This window comes from Micromonospora sp. ABR4_055 (genome assembly GCF_056160425.1).
Genome location: NZ_JBSWXD010000062.1, coordinates 1 through 15,799, shown reverse-complemented (window position 1 = coordinate 15,799; position 15,799 = coordinate 1). Strand labels below are relative to the sequence as shown.

Annotated in this window: 12 protein-coding genes and 1 tRNA gene; 6 read left to right on the top strand and 7 right to left on the bottom strand. The window is 68.7% G+C overall.

All coding sequences use genetic code 11. The features are described from left to right. The first annotated feature begins 3 nt into the window (after positions 1–3). Positions 4–474, top strand: a complete 471-nt coding sequence (locus tag ACXAHD_RS16020; RefSeq protein ID WP_281552940.1) for an NUDIX hydrolase — start codon at positions 4–6, stop codon at positions 472–474. A gap of 799 nt (positions 475–1,273) precedes the next feature. On the opposite strand, the gene ACXAHD_RS16015 is transcribed toward ACXAHD_RS16020, so the two are convergent. Continuing rightward, positions 1,274–2,395 carry a PD-(D/E)XK nuclease domain-containing protein gene (locus ACXAHD_RS16015; RefSeq protein WP_475051449.1) on the bottom strand — a complete coding sequence of 374 codons (1,122 nt, stop codon included), beginning with the start codon at positions 2,393–2,395 and terminating at the stop codon, positions 1,274–1,276. Between the two features lie 417 nt (positions 2,396–2,812). On the opposite strand from ACXAHD_RS16015, the gene ACXAHD_RS16010 reads away from it, so the two are divergent. After that, the gene (locus tag ACXAHD_RS16010) at positions 2,813–4,150 is read left to right on the top strand and encodes an IS701 family transposase (RefSeq protein WP_475051446.1); all 1,338 of its coding nucleotides are present in this window, start codon (positions 2,813–2,815) and stop codon (positions 4,148–4,150) included. On the opposite strand, the gene ACXAHD_RS16005 is transcribed toward ACXAHD_RS16010, so the two are convergent. From ACXAHD_RS16005 to ACXAHD_RS15995, 3 genes are all read right to left on the bottom strand, one after another. Further along, positions 4,143–4,649, bottom strand: a complete 507-nt coding sequence (locus tag ACXAHD_RS16005; RefSeq protein ID WP_289212070.1) for a nucleotidyltransferase domain-containing protein — start codon at positions 4,647–4,649, stop codon at positions 4,143–4,145. The two genes, ACXAHD_RS16010 and ACXAHD_RS16005, sit on opposite strands and share 8 nt — an antisense overlap. A gap of 733 nt (positions 4,650–5,382) precedes the next feature. Continuing rightward, a complete protein-coding gene (locus ACXAHD_RS16000) occupies positions 5,383–5,934 on the bottom strand; it encodes an HD domain-containing protein (protein ID WP_281552938.1) in 552 nt (183 codons plus the stop codon). A gap of 551 nt (positions 5,935–6,485) precedes the next feature. After that, on the bottom strand, positions 6,486–7,256 hold the full coding sequence (locus tag ACXAHD_RS15995; RefSeq protein ID WP_281552937.1) for a phosphatase PAP2 family protein: 771 nt from the start codon (positions 7,254–7,256) through the stop codon (positions 6,486–6,488). Positions 7,257–7,406: 150 nt separating this feature from the next. Between ACXAHD_RS15995 and ACXAHD_RS15990 the strand changes: the two genes are divergently transcribed. Continuing rightward, positions 7,407–8,627, top strand: coding sequence for a DUF4032 domain-containing protein (locus ACXAHD_RS15990; RefSeq protein WP_281552936.1), 1,221 nt, complete (start codon positions 7,407–7,409; stop codon positions 8,625–8,627). Between the two features lie 47 nt (positions 8,628–8,674). On the opposite strand, the gene ACXAHD_RS15985 is transcribed toward ACXAHD_RS15990, so the two are convergent. Beyond that, the gene (locus ACXAHD_RS15985; RefSeq protein WP_281552935.1) at positions 8,675–10,426 is read right to left on the bottom strand and encodes a potassium channel protein; all 1,752 of its coding nucleotides are present in this window, start codon (positions 10,424–10,426) and stop codon (positions 8,675–8,677) included. A 121-nt stretch (positions 10,427–10,547) separates the two neighbouring features. Between ACXAHD_RS15985 and ACXAHD_RS15980 the strand changes: the two genes are divergently transcribed. Beyond that, positions 10,548–12,116: an FAD-dependent oxidoreductase gene (locus ACXAHD_RS15980; protein ID WP_281552934.1), complete on the top strand. Its 1,569-nt coding sequence runs from the start codon at positions 10,548–10,550 to the stop codon at positions 12,114–12,116. Between the two features lie 36 nt (positions 12,117–12,152). On the opposite strand, the gene ACXAHD_RS15975 is transcribed toward ACXAHD_RS15980, so the two are convergent. Next, entirely contained in the window at positions 12,153–12,857 is a 705-nt protein-coding gene (locus ACXAHD_RS15975; protein ID WP_289212068.1) for a flagellar basal body-associated FliL family protein, read from the bottom strand. A gap of 468 nt (positions 12,858–13,325) precedes the next feature. Between ACXAHD_RS15975 and ACXAHD_RS15970 the strand changes: the two genes are divergently transcribed. Beyond that, complete coding sequence (locus ACXAHD_RS15970; RefSeq protein WP_289212067.1) at positions 13,326–13,799, top strand: hypothetical protein; 474 nt, start codon at positions 13,326–13,328, stop codon at positions 13,797–13,799. Positions 13,800–14,120: 321 nt separating this feature from the next. On the opposite strand, the gene ACXAHD_RS15965 is transcribed toward ACXAHD_RS15970, so the two are convergent. Then, a tRNA-Thr gene (locus tag ACXAHD_RS15965) sits at positions 14,121–14,197 on the bottom strand. A gap of 364 nt (positions 14,198–14,561) precedes the next feature. Here ACXAHD_RS15965 and ACXAHD_RS15960 point away from each other — a divergent pair. Further along, positions 14,562–15,653, top strand: coding sequence for an ABC transporter ATP-binding protein (locus tag ACXAHD_RS15960; protein ID WP_278171834.1), 1,092 nt, complete (start codon positions 14,562–14,564; stop codon positions 15,651–15,653). The last annotated feature ends 146 nt before the right edge of the window (positions 15,654–15,799 follow it).

Below are 15,799 nucleotides of genomic sequence, written 5' to 3'. Positions count from 1 at the left end.
GCCGTGGCCAGGACCGAGCACTTCAACAACCCGGACGCCCCCCGACCGAACTCGATCGTTGTCGCTGTGACCGCCTTCGTCCTCGACGCGGACGACCGCGTTCTCCTGGTACGCCGGACAGACAACGACCTGTGGGCGCTACCGGGCGGGGCGCAGGACTTCGGCGAGTACATCGCCGAGACAGCCGTGCGTGAGACCAAGGAGGAAGCCGGGGTTGACATCGAGGTGACCGAGATCGTCGGCCTCTACACCAACCCGAACCATGTCATCGAGTACAGCGATGGCGAAGTACGGCAGCAGTTCTCCATCTGCTTCCGCGCCCGGTACCTGTCCGGCGAACCCACCACGAGCGACGAGTCGTCCGAAGTTCGGTGGGTTGCCCAGGATGAGCTGAGCACGCTGACGATCCATCCGTCCATGCGGCTGCGCATCGATCACGGCTACGAGGGGCGTTCGAAGCCGTACATCGGTTAGGACACCGCGAGCCGATCCGTGGTCCGCCCGACGGCTTCCAGGCAACGGCCTGCACATGACGCCAACGCCGAGGCAGAGCCGCCGCTAACCGTTCCTCGGCAAGCTCAGCCGCTCGCGCCACCAGCCCCGACATACCCGGAGCGTACGGCGTCCCTAGACGTCCCCGCCAGGCTTATACGCGCCCGGTGCCGGCCGGCTGCCGGCGGTGCTGTGAGAACTTTCTGTACGTCTTCAAGGCGGCCCGCGAAGCGGGCCGCACGCGCCGCCGCCTGGACGCGTGGCCTTCCTTTCCCTTTTTCTCTCCCCCCCCCCCCCCGCGCCGCCGCCTGGACGCGTGGCCTCCGTTCCGCTGGCGCTCCACTACGGCCCACGCAACACGCCCGGCGGCTGGCGCGGAAAGCGGGATGCCCAACGGGTCGCCGCCGAATGGGTGGCCGAGGTGGGAGAGAAGTTCAGGGGTTGTGCCGGCAGCCGGCCGGGATCGGGTCGGGCAGGCGCACGGCGTGGTGGAGCGCACGCCGGGCGCGTCGGCAGGGTGCCGGCCGCGTGCGGGGGTTGCGGTTACTGCGCCTCCGGCGGGGGCGCTCTGTCAGCTCCGGGATGGGAAAGATCGTCGACGGCTCGCGGTCCGTGAGTGGTTGCGCGAGCCATCCCGCCCGCCATCGACCCGGGCAAGCCGAGCAGACCACCGCCCGACCCGCCAGCGTCCGTACGAGCCGTCAAGGCCGTCTTGACGTGGCGGGCCGGGCGGAGGCCCGCTCCCCAGGAGGGCGGGTCGACGGCAGACGGGATGAGAAAGTCAGCGGTCGAAGATTCTCACCGTTACCGCCAGCCCTTCGACCGTTGATTCTCGGCTCAGGTCCGCCTCTAGTCCACGGGGGCCGGGTAGGATTCCGTCATAGTCGAAGACAAGGCAGATTAGATGCTTGGCGCGCTGCTCTGTCTTGTACCGGTCCCGATCCACAATCAGCTCGTCGCCCAGACTGCGAGCCGTCATGCTTGGCCGCGCCCGCTTGATCTCGACAGCCAGCTCGAAGGAGGGAAGTAGGAAGTCGATCCGAGCTGCACCGCCGGCGACGTTAGGCGTCCACGTCTCAGGGCGCACGTCCTCAAAGAATAGAGCAAAAAGCCCTTTCAGGAGATCCTGGGCGTCATACTCATCCGCGACAGTGATCGTCGGTCGACCGCCGTGCCTGCGAGACAACTCTCTCTCGACGTCCCGCATCCGTTGCCCGATTGTCAGAATCGTGTCAACGGCATCTATCTGCTGCCCGGCGAATCGCACGCTTCCCGAACTTCTCTGGGTGCGGAGCTGTCCAGCCAAGAGTGCGCGCAGGATGTCTAAGTTCGCACGCGCTTTGGTTGTTGTGGAGCTATTGATAGCACCAAAGTCTCCGGATTTGAAGCGGTTTGCCTCCTCCTTGCCGGGAAGGAATGAGTAGAGCCCGACTTCGTTGAGTGAGGCAAGATTGTAGAACTTTGGATGCCTGACGTACTGGTCGCCATACATCTCGGCGACGATGTCATCAATATCATAGAGGAGGTGATCGGACGGCCTGTATGGAGGGTGCTCCTTGGAAGCGATAAAGCAATACCGCTTGGCGGGGGCGGCAAACCCGAAGATCGAGCTGTTCATATTCCAGTGGACTATGATAGATTCTCGATTTTCACTTAGATAGTCGTAGAACCGCTCCAGCAAGGAAATTTCTCGCCCCACCGCGTCGGTCTCTACAGGTAGGTCGGCTAGTGAAAAGGCTTCTCGGGTCCCGTTGTTCAGGCTTGCGACAGCTATGCAGGAGACAGTTGGGGGATGATCCGTTGCATCTGTCAGACTCTCGCAAGCATAGTGGACGGAGATTATCTCTCGTCCGTCATTGACGGCGTTCCGCAATTCACGCAACTTAGCCGGCTCAGATGTCACTTGACCTCGCCTCCTATGTCCGACTGAACAATCAACCGCTCGGGAAGGAGGACCGCGCTTAGCGGTGCCCCTTCTGTGGTGCCGCAGCCCGTGTCGATGCAAATCAGGGACTGCGAAACGAAAGCCCGGCCGCCTCGCTGCGCATAGTGTCCGCAGACCGTTAATGGCACCGGAGGTTGCAGGCGAGTTTGAAACAGCTCGAAGTGGGGTTCAAGGACCATCGCCCGGAGGTCTCTAGCATTCGGGCGACGCGGATCGTAGCCCATGTGACTGATCAGATACTCGGGGCTCTCTAGTAGGGCAGCCGTACTTCGTGACCTGACCGGTGTGGTGGGGTGTGGACGGACAGGGTGTGCGGCGACGGAGACGGCCACCGCATGATCGTCCGGTGTTGTGTGGACAACGAAGGATCACGAGGTGGCCGCAGCGGCCATGGTAGAGGCCGGTCGGGTCGAGGAGAACCTCGCCACGCTGATGGGAGACCTCGGCGCGTGTTTCGCCCGGGTCGAACCACTACGGCAGGCCGGCAAGTACGTCCGTGGCCTGATCGCCGACCTGCCACGCAAGAACTGCTGGACCCTCGCCGAACACGCCGGGGACACCACCCCCGACCGGATGCAACGACTCCTCGAACGCGCGGTCTGGGACACCGACAAGGCGATGGGCGTGGTCCGTGACTTCGCCGTGGCACGCCTGGCCGACCCGGACGGCGACAACACGCTGATCTTCGACGAGAGCGGCGTGGAGAAGACCGGCACCGGCACGTGCGGCGTGACCCGCCAGTACGTGGGCTGCGCGGGAAAGGTCACCAACGCCGTCAACCTGGTCAACGCCACCTACGCCACCCGCGCCGGCCACGCCCTGGTCGGCTCCCGCCTGTGGATCCCCGCCGCCGACCTCGACGACGACGCCCGCCGCGCCGCCACCGGCGTCCCCGCCGACACCGAGTTCGCGACCAAACCCCGACTCGCCACCGACCTGCTCACCGAGACACTCGACGCCGGCGTACCCGTGCGGTGGTGCACCGCCGACGCCGTCTACGGCCGGGACCGGCGACTACGCGACACCTGCGAGACCCGGGGAATCGGCTACAGCCTCGGCGTGCCGTGCTCGTTCCGGATCACCCTGCCCGGCTGGAAGACGAAGATCCGCGCCGACACCGCTGTCACCGCCCTGACCACCGACACCGCCTGGCAGACCATGTCCTGCGGGGCGGGTTCCAAAGGCGACCGCTGGTACGCGTGGGCGTGGATCGCCACCGCCGGCCCCCGCCACTACCTGCTCGTGCGCCGGAGCCTGGCTGACCCCGACGACCTGGCCTACTTCTACTGCTGGATACCGGAGCGTCTTCCGGCGACCCTGACCGCGTTGGTGAGGGTGACCGGCCGGCGGTGGACGATCGAGGAGGACCACGGCTTCGGCAAGGACCACTTCGGGTTCGACCAGTTCCAGAACCGGCTCCACACCCCGATCATGCGGCACATAGTGCTGGTCATGGCCGCGCTCGCCGTCTGCGCGGTCACCGCCGCCGACGCCGCGGCCGGGACCACGCCACCACCCCGACCCACCCACCCCAGCGAACCACCACCGGCCGACCTCGGACTCATCCGGCTGACCGTTGTCGAGATCAAGAGGCTGTACAACCTCGCTACCAGAGCCTGGCACAGCCTCGAACACCATCTCCGCTGGTCCTGGTGGCGCCGCCGCCATCAAGCCCGCGCCCGCTGGTACCACTACCGATCCAGACTCACATGATCAAGTCACGAAGTACGGCTGCCCTACTAGCGACGTAGATCCCGAGCTTTCGCAGGCCGACCGCGTGGAGCGATGCATCCGTAACGGTCAGCGCCCGCCCGGCGGCAGCCAACTCAGCAATCGCCTTCCGGAAGTGCGGAGGATACTGATAACTGGCAAAAATCTCCCCGAGTGTCCCATCGGGGTCGCTCAGGATGTAGCCGTCAGTGAGCAGGTGGAGCATGAAGAGGCTGCCCTGCTTTGACATCTCCTTCAAGGTGTTGATGTTGTATGCAGTCACGTTGACGTCCCCGTCGGAGTACTTACCGGGACGTGTTCGCACCACTTGGAGGACATCGATGTCGCTGTCTGTCCGGGCGGTGCCCCGTGCCTGGCTTCCGTACAGGGCAACAGCAACGAACGGCCCTCGTACCGCTGCCATGGCCCGCGCGATGACGTCCTGAGGCGGTTGCCTGGTACTAGTCGTGGCCTGGTCCAACGGCACGAGCGACGGGGTCATAACAGGAGCCTAACGACCTGCACCGACAACCTGATACGGGCAGACGCCTTCCTCCGCTCGTATGGCCGAGCGTCCGGCTGTGCTTGACGGCGCACATCAAGCGCTGGCCCTCCTCCACAGGGCCGCTTGAGTACGGCAGCGTCCCTGTCGTTGACACGTCCCAAACCGCCGGGCGCGCCGGACGCGAGTTGGAGCAGTCTTGCTGCGACGATGTGGGGGTAGGCGAGCGCCACCGACTGCCCCCACGTAGTCAGGCGATGAGGGGCGCGGTGAGCGTCGCGACAGCCGCAATGAGGCCAGCCGCCGCTGTGACCAGCCCTGTTACCGCCGTGGGGTAACCGATCCGTCGCCCGTAAACGTCTTCCGTTGCCTTGGCCGGTCGCCAGCGGCGGAGGCAGCGCGGTGAGCCCGCTACCAGGAGGTCGGTTCGACAGCAACGGTGACAGCAACGTGCCCGGACGAAGGACAGCCGTCGGCGGCCGGGCACGGACCGTGACCCGAATTCGCCGACGCGGACGGACCCTGCCGGGCGAAGCGCGCAGAGCGCGTAAGCGAGATGTCGCCGGTTCGAGCCCGGCCGGGGGCTCCAGCACAGACACGGCGGGACACCTTGACGGCAACGGTGGTCAGGACAGCCGTCCGTCGAGCTTGCCCAGGGCCCAGCAGCGACCCATCCCTCCATGCGACTGCGCGTCGATCACGGCTACGAGGGGCGTTCGAAGCCGTACATCGGTTAGGACACCGCGAGCCGACCCGTGGTGCGCTCGACGGCTTCCAGCAGTGTCGGTCTGGCCCGTACCCAGAATCTGGTGACCAGGTGATCCGGGCCATAGCGTTGCTCGATCTCCGCCAGCCGGTCCGCAACGGCGACGTCGTGTCCGTCCGGGCCGGTCGTCATGTCCGCGTACCAGAGGGCATCAGCGGTCAGCGACTGTTCCTGCGGGAACTCAGCGGCCAACTCGTCCCGGAGGCCGCGTTCCTCCGCCTCGAACAGTGCGCACGAGTGGTGAGCCACCAGAGCGGCCACGCGGTCGGATACCCCGACACGACGTAGCCACCGCCCGCCGTCAAGAGCGTGCAGGCCGGTATCGGCCACCCCGGGTGCGTACCCGACATCGTGCAGCCACGCGGCAGCGACGAGAACCTCAGCGTCCGTCGGGTCCAGGACGTGACTGACCTCGCCGGCCTTCCTGGCAACGGCCTGCACATGACGCCAACGCCGAGGCAGAGCAGCAGCTAACTGTTCCTCGGCAAGCTCAGCCGCTCGCGCCACCAGCCCCGACATACCCGAGAGCGTACGGCGTCCCTAGCGAAGCGGGCCGCACGCGCCGCCGCCTGGGCGCTCGGCCTGCAGTCCGCTGCCGCTCCGCTCCGGCCACGCAACACGCCCGGCGGCTGGCGCGGACAGCGGACACCAACCGGGCCGCCGCCGACCGTCAGCGTTGCGGAATGTGTGGTGTTGGGGCCGGCAGCCGGCCGGGGCGCGGCGTGGCCGAGGGGTGGATGCCCCTATCGCTTCTCGCGGTGCAGAGAGGGAGACCCCGAGACGGTGATCTTGGCTCGTCCTCCGCAGCGGGCTACCCGGAAACCCGGTATGGAGGTGCCAAGTCGCCTGCTGCCTCGATCAAAAAAACCCGGCCCCTCTAGGGAAAACCGGGTGGTATATACAGTGAACTCTAGCGCAGCCAGGTCCGACCTGCAACTGAAACTGGCGACAGGGCTCCTACCAGCCGGACGGGCGTACGTAGGTCCCGGCGGGGCTGACGACCGGGTCGCTGAGCTGGCAGGTTTGCAGCCCGCAACTCGACGCGGCACCGAACAGCGAGGGTTTACTGGTTAGAAGAGCCCGGCGGGGCGGTCCAGGTCACCGGGCACCCATGGCAGCCGTACGGTGTCCCACGGCACCCGCTGCAGCAGGCGCAGCAGCAGCCAGCCGAGCAGCAGCCCGGCGACCGAGTCGGTCAACCAGTGGTAGCCGAGGTAGACCGTGCTGCAGAACAGGACCGTCGCCGGCAGCAAGCGCAGCGCCAGGTAGCCGGGGAACGGCCGCCGGGCCGGGACCTGCCGGCCGTACGACCGCAGCAGACCGGTGATCAGCAGGGCGATCACCGCGTACCAGACGATCGCGTTGGTCACGTGCCCGGACGGGTACGCCATCGCCGGGGTCGCCTCGGTGAACAACCGCTCCGGGAACGGGTCGTCGAAGTCGTGCGGATAGCCCCGGGGCAGCAGCACCTTCATCGCGCCGACGCTGAGGTAGGTCGCCACCACCGCGCCGAGCACCGGCAGCAGCGGACGCACCGAACGGACCCGCCGGGCCAGCCAGAGCGCCAGCACGGTGGAGACCGGGATCAGCAGCCAGCCGCCCTGGCCGAAGAAGTTGAGCACCCGGGCCACCCAGTAGGCCACCGGCGGCCGGTGCGCGTCGACCCAGTCGCGTACCGCCAGGTCGGTGTCGAGGAACACCCCGGCGGCGAGCGCCCCGGTCAGCCCGGCCAGCGCGGCCAGCAGCACCGCGTCGAACCACCAGCCGGCCGGCGTCGGCCCGGGTCGCCGCGGCGCGTCGGCCGGCGGCGCGGACGGGCGGGTAGCGGTCGGCTCGGGCACGCCGGCCAGGTTACCGAACCGGTGCGGTGACGATGTCGTGTCGGTGCGGCGACAGCTTGACGGCGGGACCACCACGAAGACGCTGAATATGGATCAAATCAACAGTGTTAGCCGAGCCACGGCAGGCGGCATCCGGGCGTCGTACCCGTCATGCTTGATCCCGTGCGGATCACCTCGGCCCTTGTGGACCCGGCGCTGCTCGACCTGCCCTGGTCGACACCGCTGGAGCAGTGGCCTGCCGACCACCTGGTGGCGCTGCCGCAGGGCATCTCCCGGCACGTCGTCCGGTTCGTCAAACTCGCCGGCACCGTCTACGCCGTGAAGGAGACCGGCGAACGGGTCGCCGAACGCGAGTACGACCTGCTGCGCGCCCTGGAGCGCATCGACTTCCCGGCCGTCGAAGCGGTGGCGATCGTCGCCGACCGCACCGACGCCGACGGCGAACCGCTCGACCCGGTGCTGATCACCCGGCATCTGCAGTTCTCGCTGCCGTACCGGGCGCTGTTCTCCAACCAGCTGCGCCCGGAGACCCTGGCCCGACTGCTCGACGCGCTCGCCGCGCTGATCGTCAGGATGCACCTGACCGGCTTTTTCTGGGGTGACTGCTCACTGTCCAACACGCTGTTCCGCCGCGACGCCGGTGCGTTCGCCGCGTACCTGGTCGACGCCGAGACCGGCGCACTGCGGCCGGGCCTGTCCAACGGGCAACGCGGCGAGGACCTGGAGATCGCCCGGGTGAACATCTTCGGTGAGGCCCTCGACCTGCAGGCCGCCGGCCTGCTGCACGAGTCGATCGACCCGGAGACGGTCGCCGACGAGGTCGTCGCCCGCTACGAACGGCTGTGGCATGAGATCACCTACGAGCAGCACATCGAACGGGAGTCCCGGCACGACATCGAACGGCGGATCCGACGGCTCAACGAGCTCGGCTTCGACGTCGCCGAGGTGGCGATGTCGGTCGTCGACCGCGGCTCCTACCTGGTCCGGCCAAAGGTGGTCGACGCCGGCTACCACAGTCGGCGGCTGCTGCGGCTGACCGGCCTCGACGCCGAGGAGAACCAGGCCCGCCGGCTGCTCAACGACCTCGATGCGCACCGGGCGGAGAGCGACCTGACCGACGAGCAGCAGGCGGCGCACCGCTGGCTGACCGAGGTTTTCGAGCCGGTGGTCCGGGCGGTCCCGGCCCACCTACGCCGCAAGGTCGAGCCGTCGGAGCTGTTCGCCCAGGTCATCGAACACCGGTGGCGGCTGTCCGAGGAGGCCGGCCGGGACGTCGGGCTGGCCCCGGCGGTCCAGTCGTTCCTGGCGGACGTGCTGGTGCACTACCCCGACGAGCAGGCGGTACTCGGCGCCGAGGTGCCGGTCGCCTGACCGGCCCGGCCGGGATCCAGCGGGTAGGCCCGGATCGCCGACCCGGTTCAGGTCGCCGGCTCGGCCTCGTCGACCGGCTCCGAGGCCTGCTTGAGCAGCCAACTCAGCCCGGACCGGCGGGCCACCACGGTGATCCGGTCCCGGGCCCGCAGCCGGAAACCCGACGCCGGCAGCCACACCGGACCAGGCTCGCCGAACTGCGCGAACGCAATCACCCGTACGCCCGGATTGTCGCCGGCGGCGGCGAGCGACCCGCCGTCCAGCGCCGACCCGGCGGCGACGATCACCTCGGCGACCAGCAGCACGTGCCGGGCCACCGGAATGGTGGCGATCACCTCCCGGTCCATCAGCGCGGCGGCGAACGCCGGCGCCGCCAGGTACGACACGCTGCGCGAGATACCAATGTTGAAGGTGCGCTGGATCCGGCTGGCGAAATCGCCGTCGAACAGCCGCAGCACGACGTGCACGTCGCTGTGGATCTCCCGGGCGTACAGCGCCGCCTGCAGGTTCGTCACGTCGTCGGTGGAGACGATCACCAGCGCCCGGCAGGTCGCCACCGAGGCGGCGCGCAGCGTCTCCTCCTGGGAGCCGTCGCCGATGATCAACGGTATGTCCAGCTCCCGCGCGACCGGCACGCCCCGCGCGTCCGGGTCCTTGTCGACCCCGACCACCTCGACGCCGAGGTCGTGCAGCTGCCACATCACCCGGGTGCCGACGTTGCCGAGCCCGACGACCACCACGTGCCCAGCCCGCTCCGGCCGGGTCTGCCGGTCGGCTATCGCCAGCCGGGCGTTCACCAGACCGTCCACCACGGCGGCGGTGAGCAGCGGGATCAACGCCAGCCCGGCCAGGCTGAGCACCACCTGCATCACCTGTACGGCTGCCGACTTGCCCAGGTCCGGATCGGCTCCGCTGAGCGTCATCACCACGGTCAGGTAGACCGCCTCGGCGACGCTCACCCCCTCGGCACGTGACAGCAGCATGCCGAAGACCACCACCACCGCCAGTACGCCGAGCGTGGCCATCCCGATCTTGCGGGTGGCGAAGGACCGCAACGCCCGCACCGGATCCCGCCACAGCCGGGCGCGCTGGCGGGCGCGGATGATCCGCCGGGCCGCCCGGACCGGCGCCAGCTGGCTGCCGGCAGCCTCGGCCAGCACCAGATCGGCGGTGTGCTGGTCGGCCGGCAGCACCCGGGGGCGGCCGGCGTCGCTCAGGTCGGCCAGCCCGCAGATGACGTGCTCGGGGCGGACCTCGTCGCGCTGCGCCACGTGCAGCGTCCGGCCGCCGTGGCGGAAGTGGGTCGGCGAAACCACCCCGAGGGCGGCCGCGACAAAGGCGGGTGCCGCCATCGACGCGTCGGACAACACCTCGCAGTCGACGAACAGCCGCTTCACCCGGCTGCCCAGCCGGGTGTTGAACATCCGCATCACCACCCGCAGGTCTGGCTCGACCTCCTGGGCGCACAGCGCGGCGTTGATGTTGCCGACGTCGTCCTGGTTGAGCAGCGCCAGGCCGCGCGCGCCGGCCAGCCCGGCGCTGCGGAACGTCTGCTCGGTCAGCCGGTCGGCCCGCAGCAGCCGGATGCCTTTGATCGACCGCATGTCCGGACCGTCCGGTCGGGGCCGGGTCGGCACGATGACCGTCACTGTGGCGGCCGCCGCTACCAGCTCGCCGACCAGCCGATAGGCCAGCGGGTCGTGTCCGCAGACGACGTAGTGCGGCTGGTTGTCGCCGTTGCTGCGCAGCCGACCGCCGACGGCGCGGCGGGCGCGGTCACGCCACGGGTCGACAGCCATGGTCCGGATGGTAGCCACCGACGGCACGCGCGGGGTGACCGCAAAGTCGCCTCCCGGCGGGACCGGACCGGCACACTGGACCCGGCATCCGGCCCATCACCGCAAAGGGGAGGACGAACTCTTGGGACTGTCCCGAACGGTCGGCCGGCTCTTCGGCGTACGGTCCGAGCTGGTCCGAGCGGATCCGGCCGGCACCGACCGGGTGGCCGCAGGCACCGACGCGCTGGTCGTCGGCGGCGGCATCGCCGGCATGTGCGCGGCGATCGTCCTCGCCGAACGCGGCGTACGGGTCACCGTGCTGGAAGGCGCCGCCCAGCTCGGCGGACGGCTGGCCGCCTGGCCGGAGACGCTGACCGACGGTACGGTTCAGCCGGTCGACCACGGTTTCCACGCGTTCTTCCGCCAGTACTACAACTGGCGGGCGATCCTGCGCCGGGCCGACCCGACACTCGGCATGCTGCGCCCGGTCGACGGCTATCCGGTGTGGTCGGCGCAGTGGCCGCCGGAGGAGTTCGGCCGGTTGCCGACCACACCGCCGCTGAACCTGCTCGCGCTGCTGCTGCGCAGCCCGAGTCTGCGGCTGCGCGAACTACGCGAGATGGACCGTCGGGCGGCGATGCCGCTGCTGGCCTACCATCCGGACCGGACGTACGCCGAGCTCGACCACCGGTCCGCCGCCGAGCTGCTGGACTCGCTGCGGCTGCCGGACCGGGCCCGCGCCATGCTGTTCGAGGTCTTCTCCCACTCGTTCTTCAACCACGAGCGGGAGATGTCCGCCGCCGAGCTGGTGGCCAACTTTCACTTCTACTTCCTGGGCAACCCGGAAGGGCTCGGCTTCGACGCACCGGAGCAGGACTACGACGCCGCGATCTGGCAACCGCTGCACGAACATCTGCGCCGGCACGGTGGCCGGGTGGTCACCGGCGACGTGGTGCACACCGTCATCCCCCGGCGGGCCAACGGGTGGCAGGTGCGGTCCGCCTCCGGAGCCGCGCACACCGCCCGGTACGTGGTGCTGGCCGTTGACCCGCCGGCGTTGCGCACGCTGCTGGCTGACTCGCCCCGGCTGGCCGAGGCCGCGCCGACGTTGGCCGAGCGGGTCGGCTCGCTGGTCGACGCTCCTCCGTACGCGGTGGCCCGGCTCTGGTTGAGCGGCGATGTCGCCCCAGACCGGCCGGTGTTCAGCGGCGTCTCCCGCCAGCCGACCCTGGACTCGGTCACCCTCTACCACCGGCTGGAGCGTCAGGCGCGGCAGTGGGCGCAGCGCAGCCGGGGCGCGGTGCTCGAACTCCACGCGTACGCCTGCCCGGAGCAGGTGCCGGCCGAGTCGCTGGCCGACCGGATGCGTGCCGAGCTGGCGGCGCTGTGGCCGGAGGTGGCCGACCTGCCGGTACTGGAGTCACGGGCGCGGGTCGAGGCGCAGGCCCCGGCGTTTCCGCCCGGGGCGGCGGCGGGGCGGCCCGGCGTGGTCACCGACGCGGACGGGTTGTTCCTGGCCGGCGACGGGATCGACACTGATCTGCCGAGCGCTTTGATGGAACGGGCTGCGGTGACCGGGATCCTGGCCGCGAACCACATCCTGCGTCGGGAGGGCGCGGCCACCGAGCCGCTGCGGACAATTCGGCGCTACGGGCTGTTGGCGCGGGAGCGACACCCGTCAACGTCGGCCGACGTCGGCCCGCCGCAGTAGTGGTAGTGCGGCGGACCGACGTCGGTCAGTTGTCCGTCAGCTGGTCTGCTCGACCGCGTCGCGGATCTCGACGAGCGAGCCGGCGGCTTCCTCGCCGGTGCTGAAGTAGAACACGTACATCACCAGCGCGCCGCGGCTGGCCCAGACGCAGACCCCGCCGGGGATGCCTTCCAGGTCGGCGTCGCCGCACCGCGCCGACCCGCCCTTCGGACCGGCGTCGACGTCGGTGACGTCGGTCATCCCGAGCCCGGTGGCGTCGCCTTCGGTGGCGTCGGCCAGCTCCTGGTCCGGGTCGGCCATCACTCCGGATACACCGGCGATCATGACCAGGTTCTCCTGCTCGATGTCGCCGTAGAAGGCACCGATGCTGCTGGTCGACTCGGGCACGTCGGCGGCCAGCCCGGTGGCGACCTCCTCGGCGAGGCCCTGGAAGGTCGGGTCGGTGTTCAGCTCGCGGCCGGCGAGGGTGTCCGGGGTGACCAGCCGGGTCTGGGTCGCTTCGATGACCTCACCGACGGTGTCCCGGACGAGGAAGAAGGTGACAGCCGCCCCGCCGAGGCAGAGCACCAGCACGGCGGCGATCACGATCAGGATGATCCGGCCGGCCTTGGACTTCTTGGGCGGCGGGGCCATCGGAACGCCGGGCTGGCCGGCGTAGGCCGGCCCGGGAGCGGCTCCAGCCGGCGGCACCGGCTGCCCGGCGGGCGCGCCCGGGTACTGCGGCTGAGAGGGGTCAGACATGTTCTACCTACTTCTGATGAGGGCCCCGTGACTCCTGACCGGCAGGCGGCTCGGAGCTTTCCTGGCAACCCGCTGTACGCGGGGCCGGCCGATCGTAACGGTGGGCGGCGACAACTGAGTCCCCCGACAGGAACCGACGGGATGGAATCACCACCGAACCGTTACCCGGGGCAGGAGCCACCCCAGGACGGCCGGAGCCGGGGCCGGCGCGCAGTCGCCGGACGAACTCGGGTCTGTATGCGGTGCCACCATATGGGGTCGGGGCACTCGTGCAGCTTGATGCCGGACACGAATCAAGATGCACCTGTGGCATCAGGTCTGCGGAAGCACCTTACAGTCAGCAGCGACGCTGCCGCCGCTGCCATTACAGCACCAGTCGCGACAGATCAAGTCTGGCACTGCTCGATGTGAACTAGATCACTTGCAATGCATTGCACGCCAGGGCTGAATTAGTTCAGCATTGACTCTATGCAGACCATGCAGTGGAGTGACGCGGCACGCGCACCGCGTGATGTTGCATCTGCGGTCGAGTCGTCAGGCGAAGTTCGGCTGGAGCGCCGAGGGGACGGCGTTCCCTTCGTGATCATGCGGGAAGATCGCGCCCAGCAGGCACGTCAGGGGATCGAGACGAGCACGCGGTTACTCCGCAATCTCTTCCAGCTTGGCGGCGAGGAGCTGATCACGGAGGCCTTGGTAGACGCCTTCCCATGGACCAACTTCCTTCCCGAAAAAGATCGCATTACCTTCGTCAAGGAGTTCATGTGGACCCTTGAAGCATGCAGCGATCTTGATGCATGGACTCCATTCGGGAGGATGATTCACGAATGGCAGCAGACTGCGGCGATTCACGCTGACCCGGCGCTCGCCCAAGAACTGTCCCGCGCGGTAGACTCCGACCTCGGTCCTGTACCTGCGCCGATGGTGTCCGAGGACGCCGGGTAACTTGTGGCAGGCGTGGGAGGCTCTGACCTACGGCCCAACAGATCCGGACAAGCCACACCGACAGCATCGGCTAAAGGGTGAGCCAGGAAGCCGCATGGTCCAGGGCGACGGTCTGGAGCAATGGCAGTACGAGGTAACGAGCGGCGGGAGAATCTGGTACTGCCCGGACGTCGCAGGCAGGGCCTCTGCCTGCAGCACCACCAGCAGACAGCCGTGTGATGCGCCAAGCCACCGGCAAGCTCAGCGGACTGCCGTCGTCACCAGCGTTTGCTCTCGCCGCGTCCCGCCGTGCGTCACACGGCGGGACCTGCGGGGCGGTGCTGGAGCCCCCGGCCGGGCTCGAACCGGCGACATCTCGCTTACAAGGCGAGTGCTCTGGCCAACTGAGCTACAGGGGCAGCGCTTCGTTCAGCGTCAGCATAGCCACTGACGTGGCGATACCGCTGCATCGGCCGCTCTGTCCAATCGATCTTTCCCGTTCTGCGTACGGGTGTCCGCCGCTCCGGCGGTCGCCGTCGACCTCCGGCCGAGGGTGACAAACAGTGGCATACCCCACCCCTGTGTCCGTTTTGGTCGGTTATCCGAGGTAGTTGCGGGCCGTCCCGGTCTTGGCAGCCAGGCAAATCCCGTTTACCGTGGCGTGACACGTGCGACACGTCGCCCTGGCGGCTGCGAGTACGCGTGGGCCGGCGCTCAGAGCGCCGGTCGCTCCTTCACTCGGATCGTCCGGCACGTTCCTGCCGGTGAAAGGAAGCACTGACCATGGCTACGGTCACCTACGACCAGGCGTCCCGCATCTACGCGGGCACCGAGCGACCCGCTGTCAACAAGCTCGACCTCGAGATCGGCGACGGCGAATTCCTCGTGCTGGTCGGCCCCTCCGGTTGCGGTAAGTCCACCAGCCTGCGGATGCTCGCCGGTTTGGAGGACGTCGACGAGGGCCGCATCCTCATCGACGACCGCGACGTCACCCACCTGCCGCCCAAGGCCCGCGACATCGCGATGGTCTTCCAGAACTACGCGCTATACCCGCACATGACGGTGTACGAGAACATGGCCTTCGCGCTGAAGCTGCGCCGGACCTCGAAGTCGGAGATCGACCGCCGGGTCAAGGAAGCCGCCGCTCTGCTGCAGCTGGAGGAGTACCTCAACCGCAAGCCGAAGGCGCTCTCCGGTGGTCAGCGCCAGCGGGTCGCGATGGGTCGGGCGATCGTCCGGGAGCCGCAGGTCTTCCTGATGGACGAGCCGCTGTCGAACCTCGACGCGAAGCTGCGGGTGCAGACCCGTACCCAGATCGCCTCGCTGCAGGCCAAGCTGGGGGTCACCACCGTCTACGTCACCCACGACCAGGTCGAGGCGATGACGATGGGCCACCGGGTGGCGGTGCTGCTCGACGGCGTGCTGCAGCAGGTCGACACCCCGCGGAACCTGTACGACGTACCGGCGAACGTCTTCGTCGCCGGCTTCATGGGCTCCCCCGCCATGAACATCAAGACCGTCCCGCTGACCGAGCAGGGTGCCGTCTTCGCCGACCTGGTCGTCGAGCTGAGCCGCGAGCAGGTCGAGGCGGCCAAGGCCAACGGCGGCGGCAACAAGGTCACCGTCGGGTTCCGTCCCGAGGACTGCGACCTGGTCGGCGCCTCCGAGGGCGGCATGCCGATGTCGGTCGAGCTGGTCGAGGACCTCGGCTCGGACGCCAACGTCTACGGCTATGCGACGCTCGACGGCAGTTCGGAGCGGTTCGTGGTGCGGACCGACCGCCGGCACATGCCGCGGATGAACGACACCGTGTTCGTCCGCCCCCGTCCGGGCCAGCACCACGCGTTCCACGCCGCCAACGGCCAACGGCTCTGACCGACCGCCGCCCCGGCTGGCGAGTCACGACATTTGGCTCGTCGCGGGGGGGGGGGGGGGGTGGTAGGGGGGGGGAGGGGAGAGAAAGAGGGGGTGGGGGGGGGGGGGGGGGGGGGGGGGGGGGGGGGGGGGGGGGAGGAGGGGGG

Excerpts from the sequence above, each read along its gene's own strand:
- ACXAHD_RS16000 (WP_281552938.1), bottom strand. The coding sequence starts at position 5,934 with ATGTCGGGGCTGGTGGCGCGAGCGGCTGAGCTTGCCGAGGAACAGTTA.
- ACXAHD_RS15985 (WP_281552935.1), bottom strand. The coding sequence starts at position 10,426 with ATGGCTGTCGACCCGTGGCGTGACCGCGCCCGCCGCGCCGTCGGCGGT.
- ACXAHD_RS15960 (WP_278171834.1), top strand. The coding sequence starts at position 14,562 with ATGGCTACGGTCACCTACGACCAGGCGTCCCGCATCTACGCGGGCACC.
- ACXAHD_RS15970 (WP_289212067.1), top strand. The coding sequence starts at position 13,326 with ATGCAGACCATGCAGTGGAGTGACGCGGCACGCGCACCGCGTGATGTT.
- ACXAHD_RS16005 (WP_289212070.1), bottom strand. The coding sequence starts at position 4,649 with ATGACCCCGTCGCTCGTGCCGTTGGACCAGGCCACGACTAGTACCAGG.
- ACXAHD_RS15975 (WP_289212068.1), bottom strand. The coding sequence starts at position 12,857 with ATGTCTGACCCCTCTCAGCCGCAGTACCCGGGCGCGCCCGCCGGGCAG.
- ACXAHD_RS15990 (WP_281552936.1), top strand. The coding sequence starts at position 7,407 with ATGCTTGATCCCGTGCGGATCACCTCGGCCCTTGTGGACCCGGCGCTG.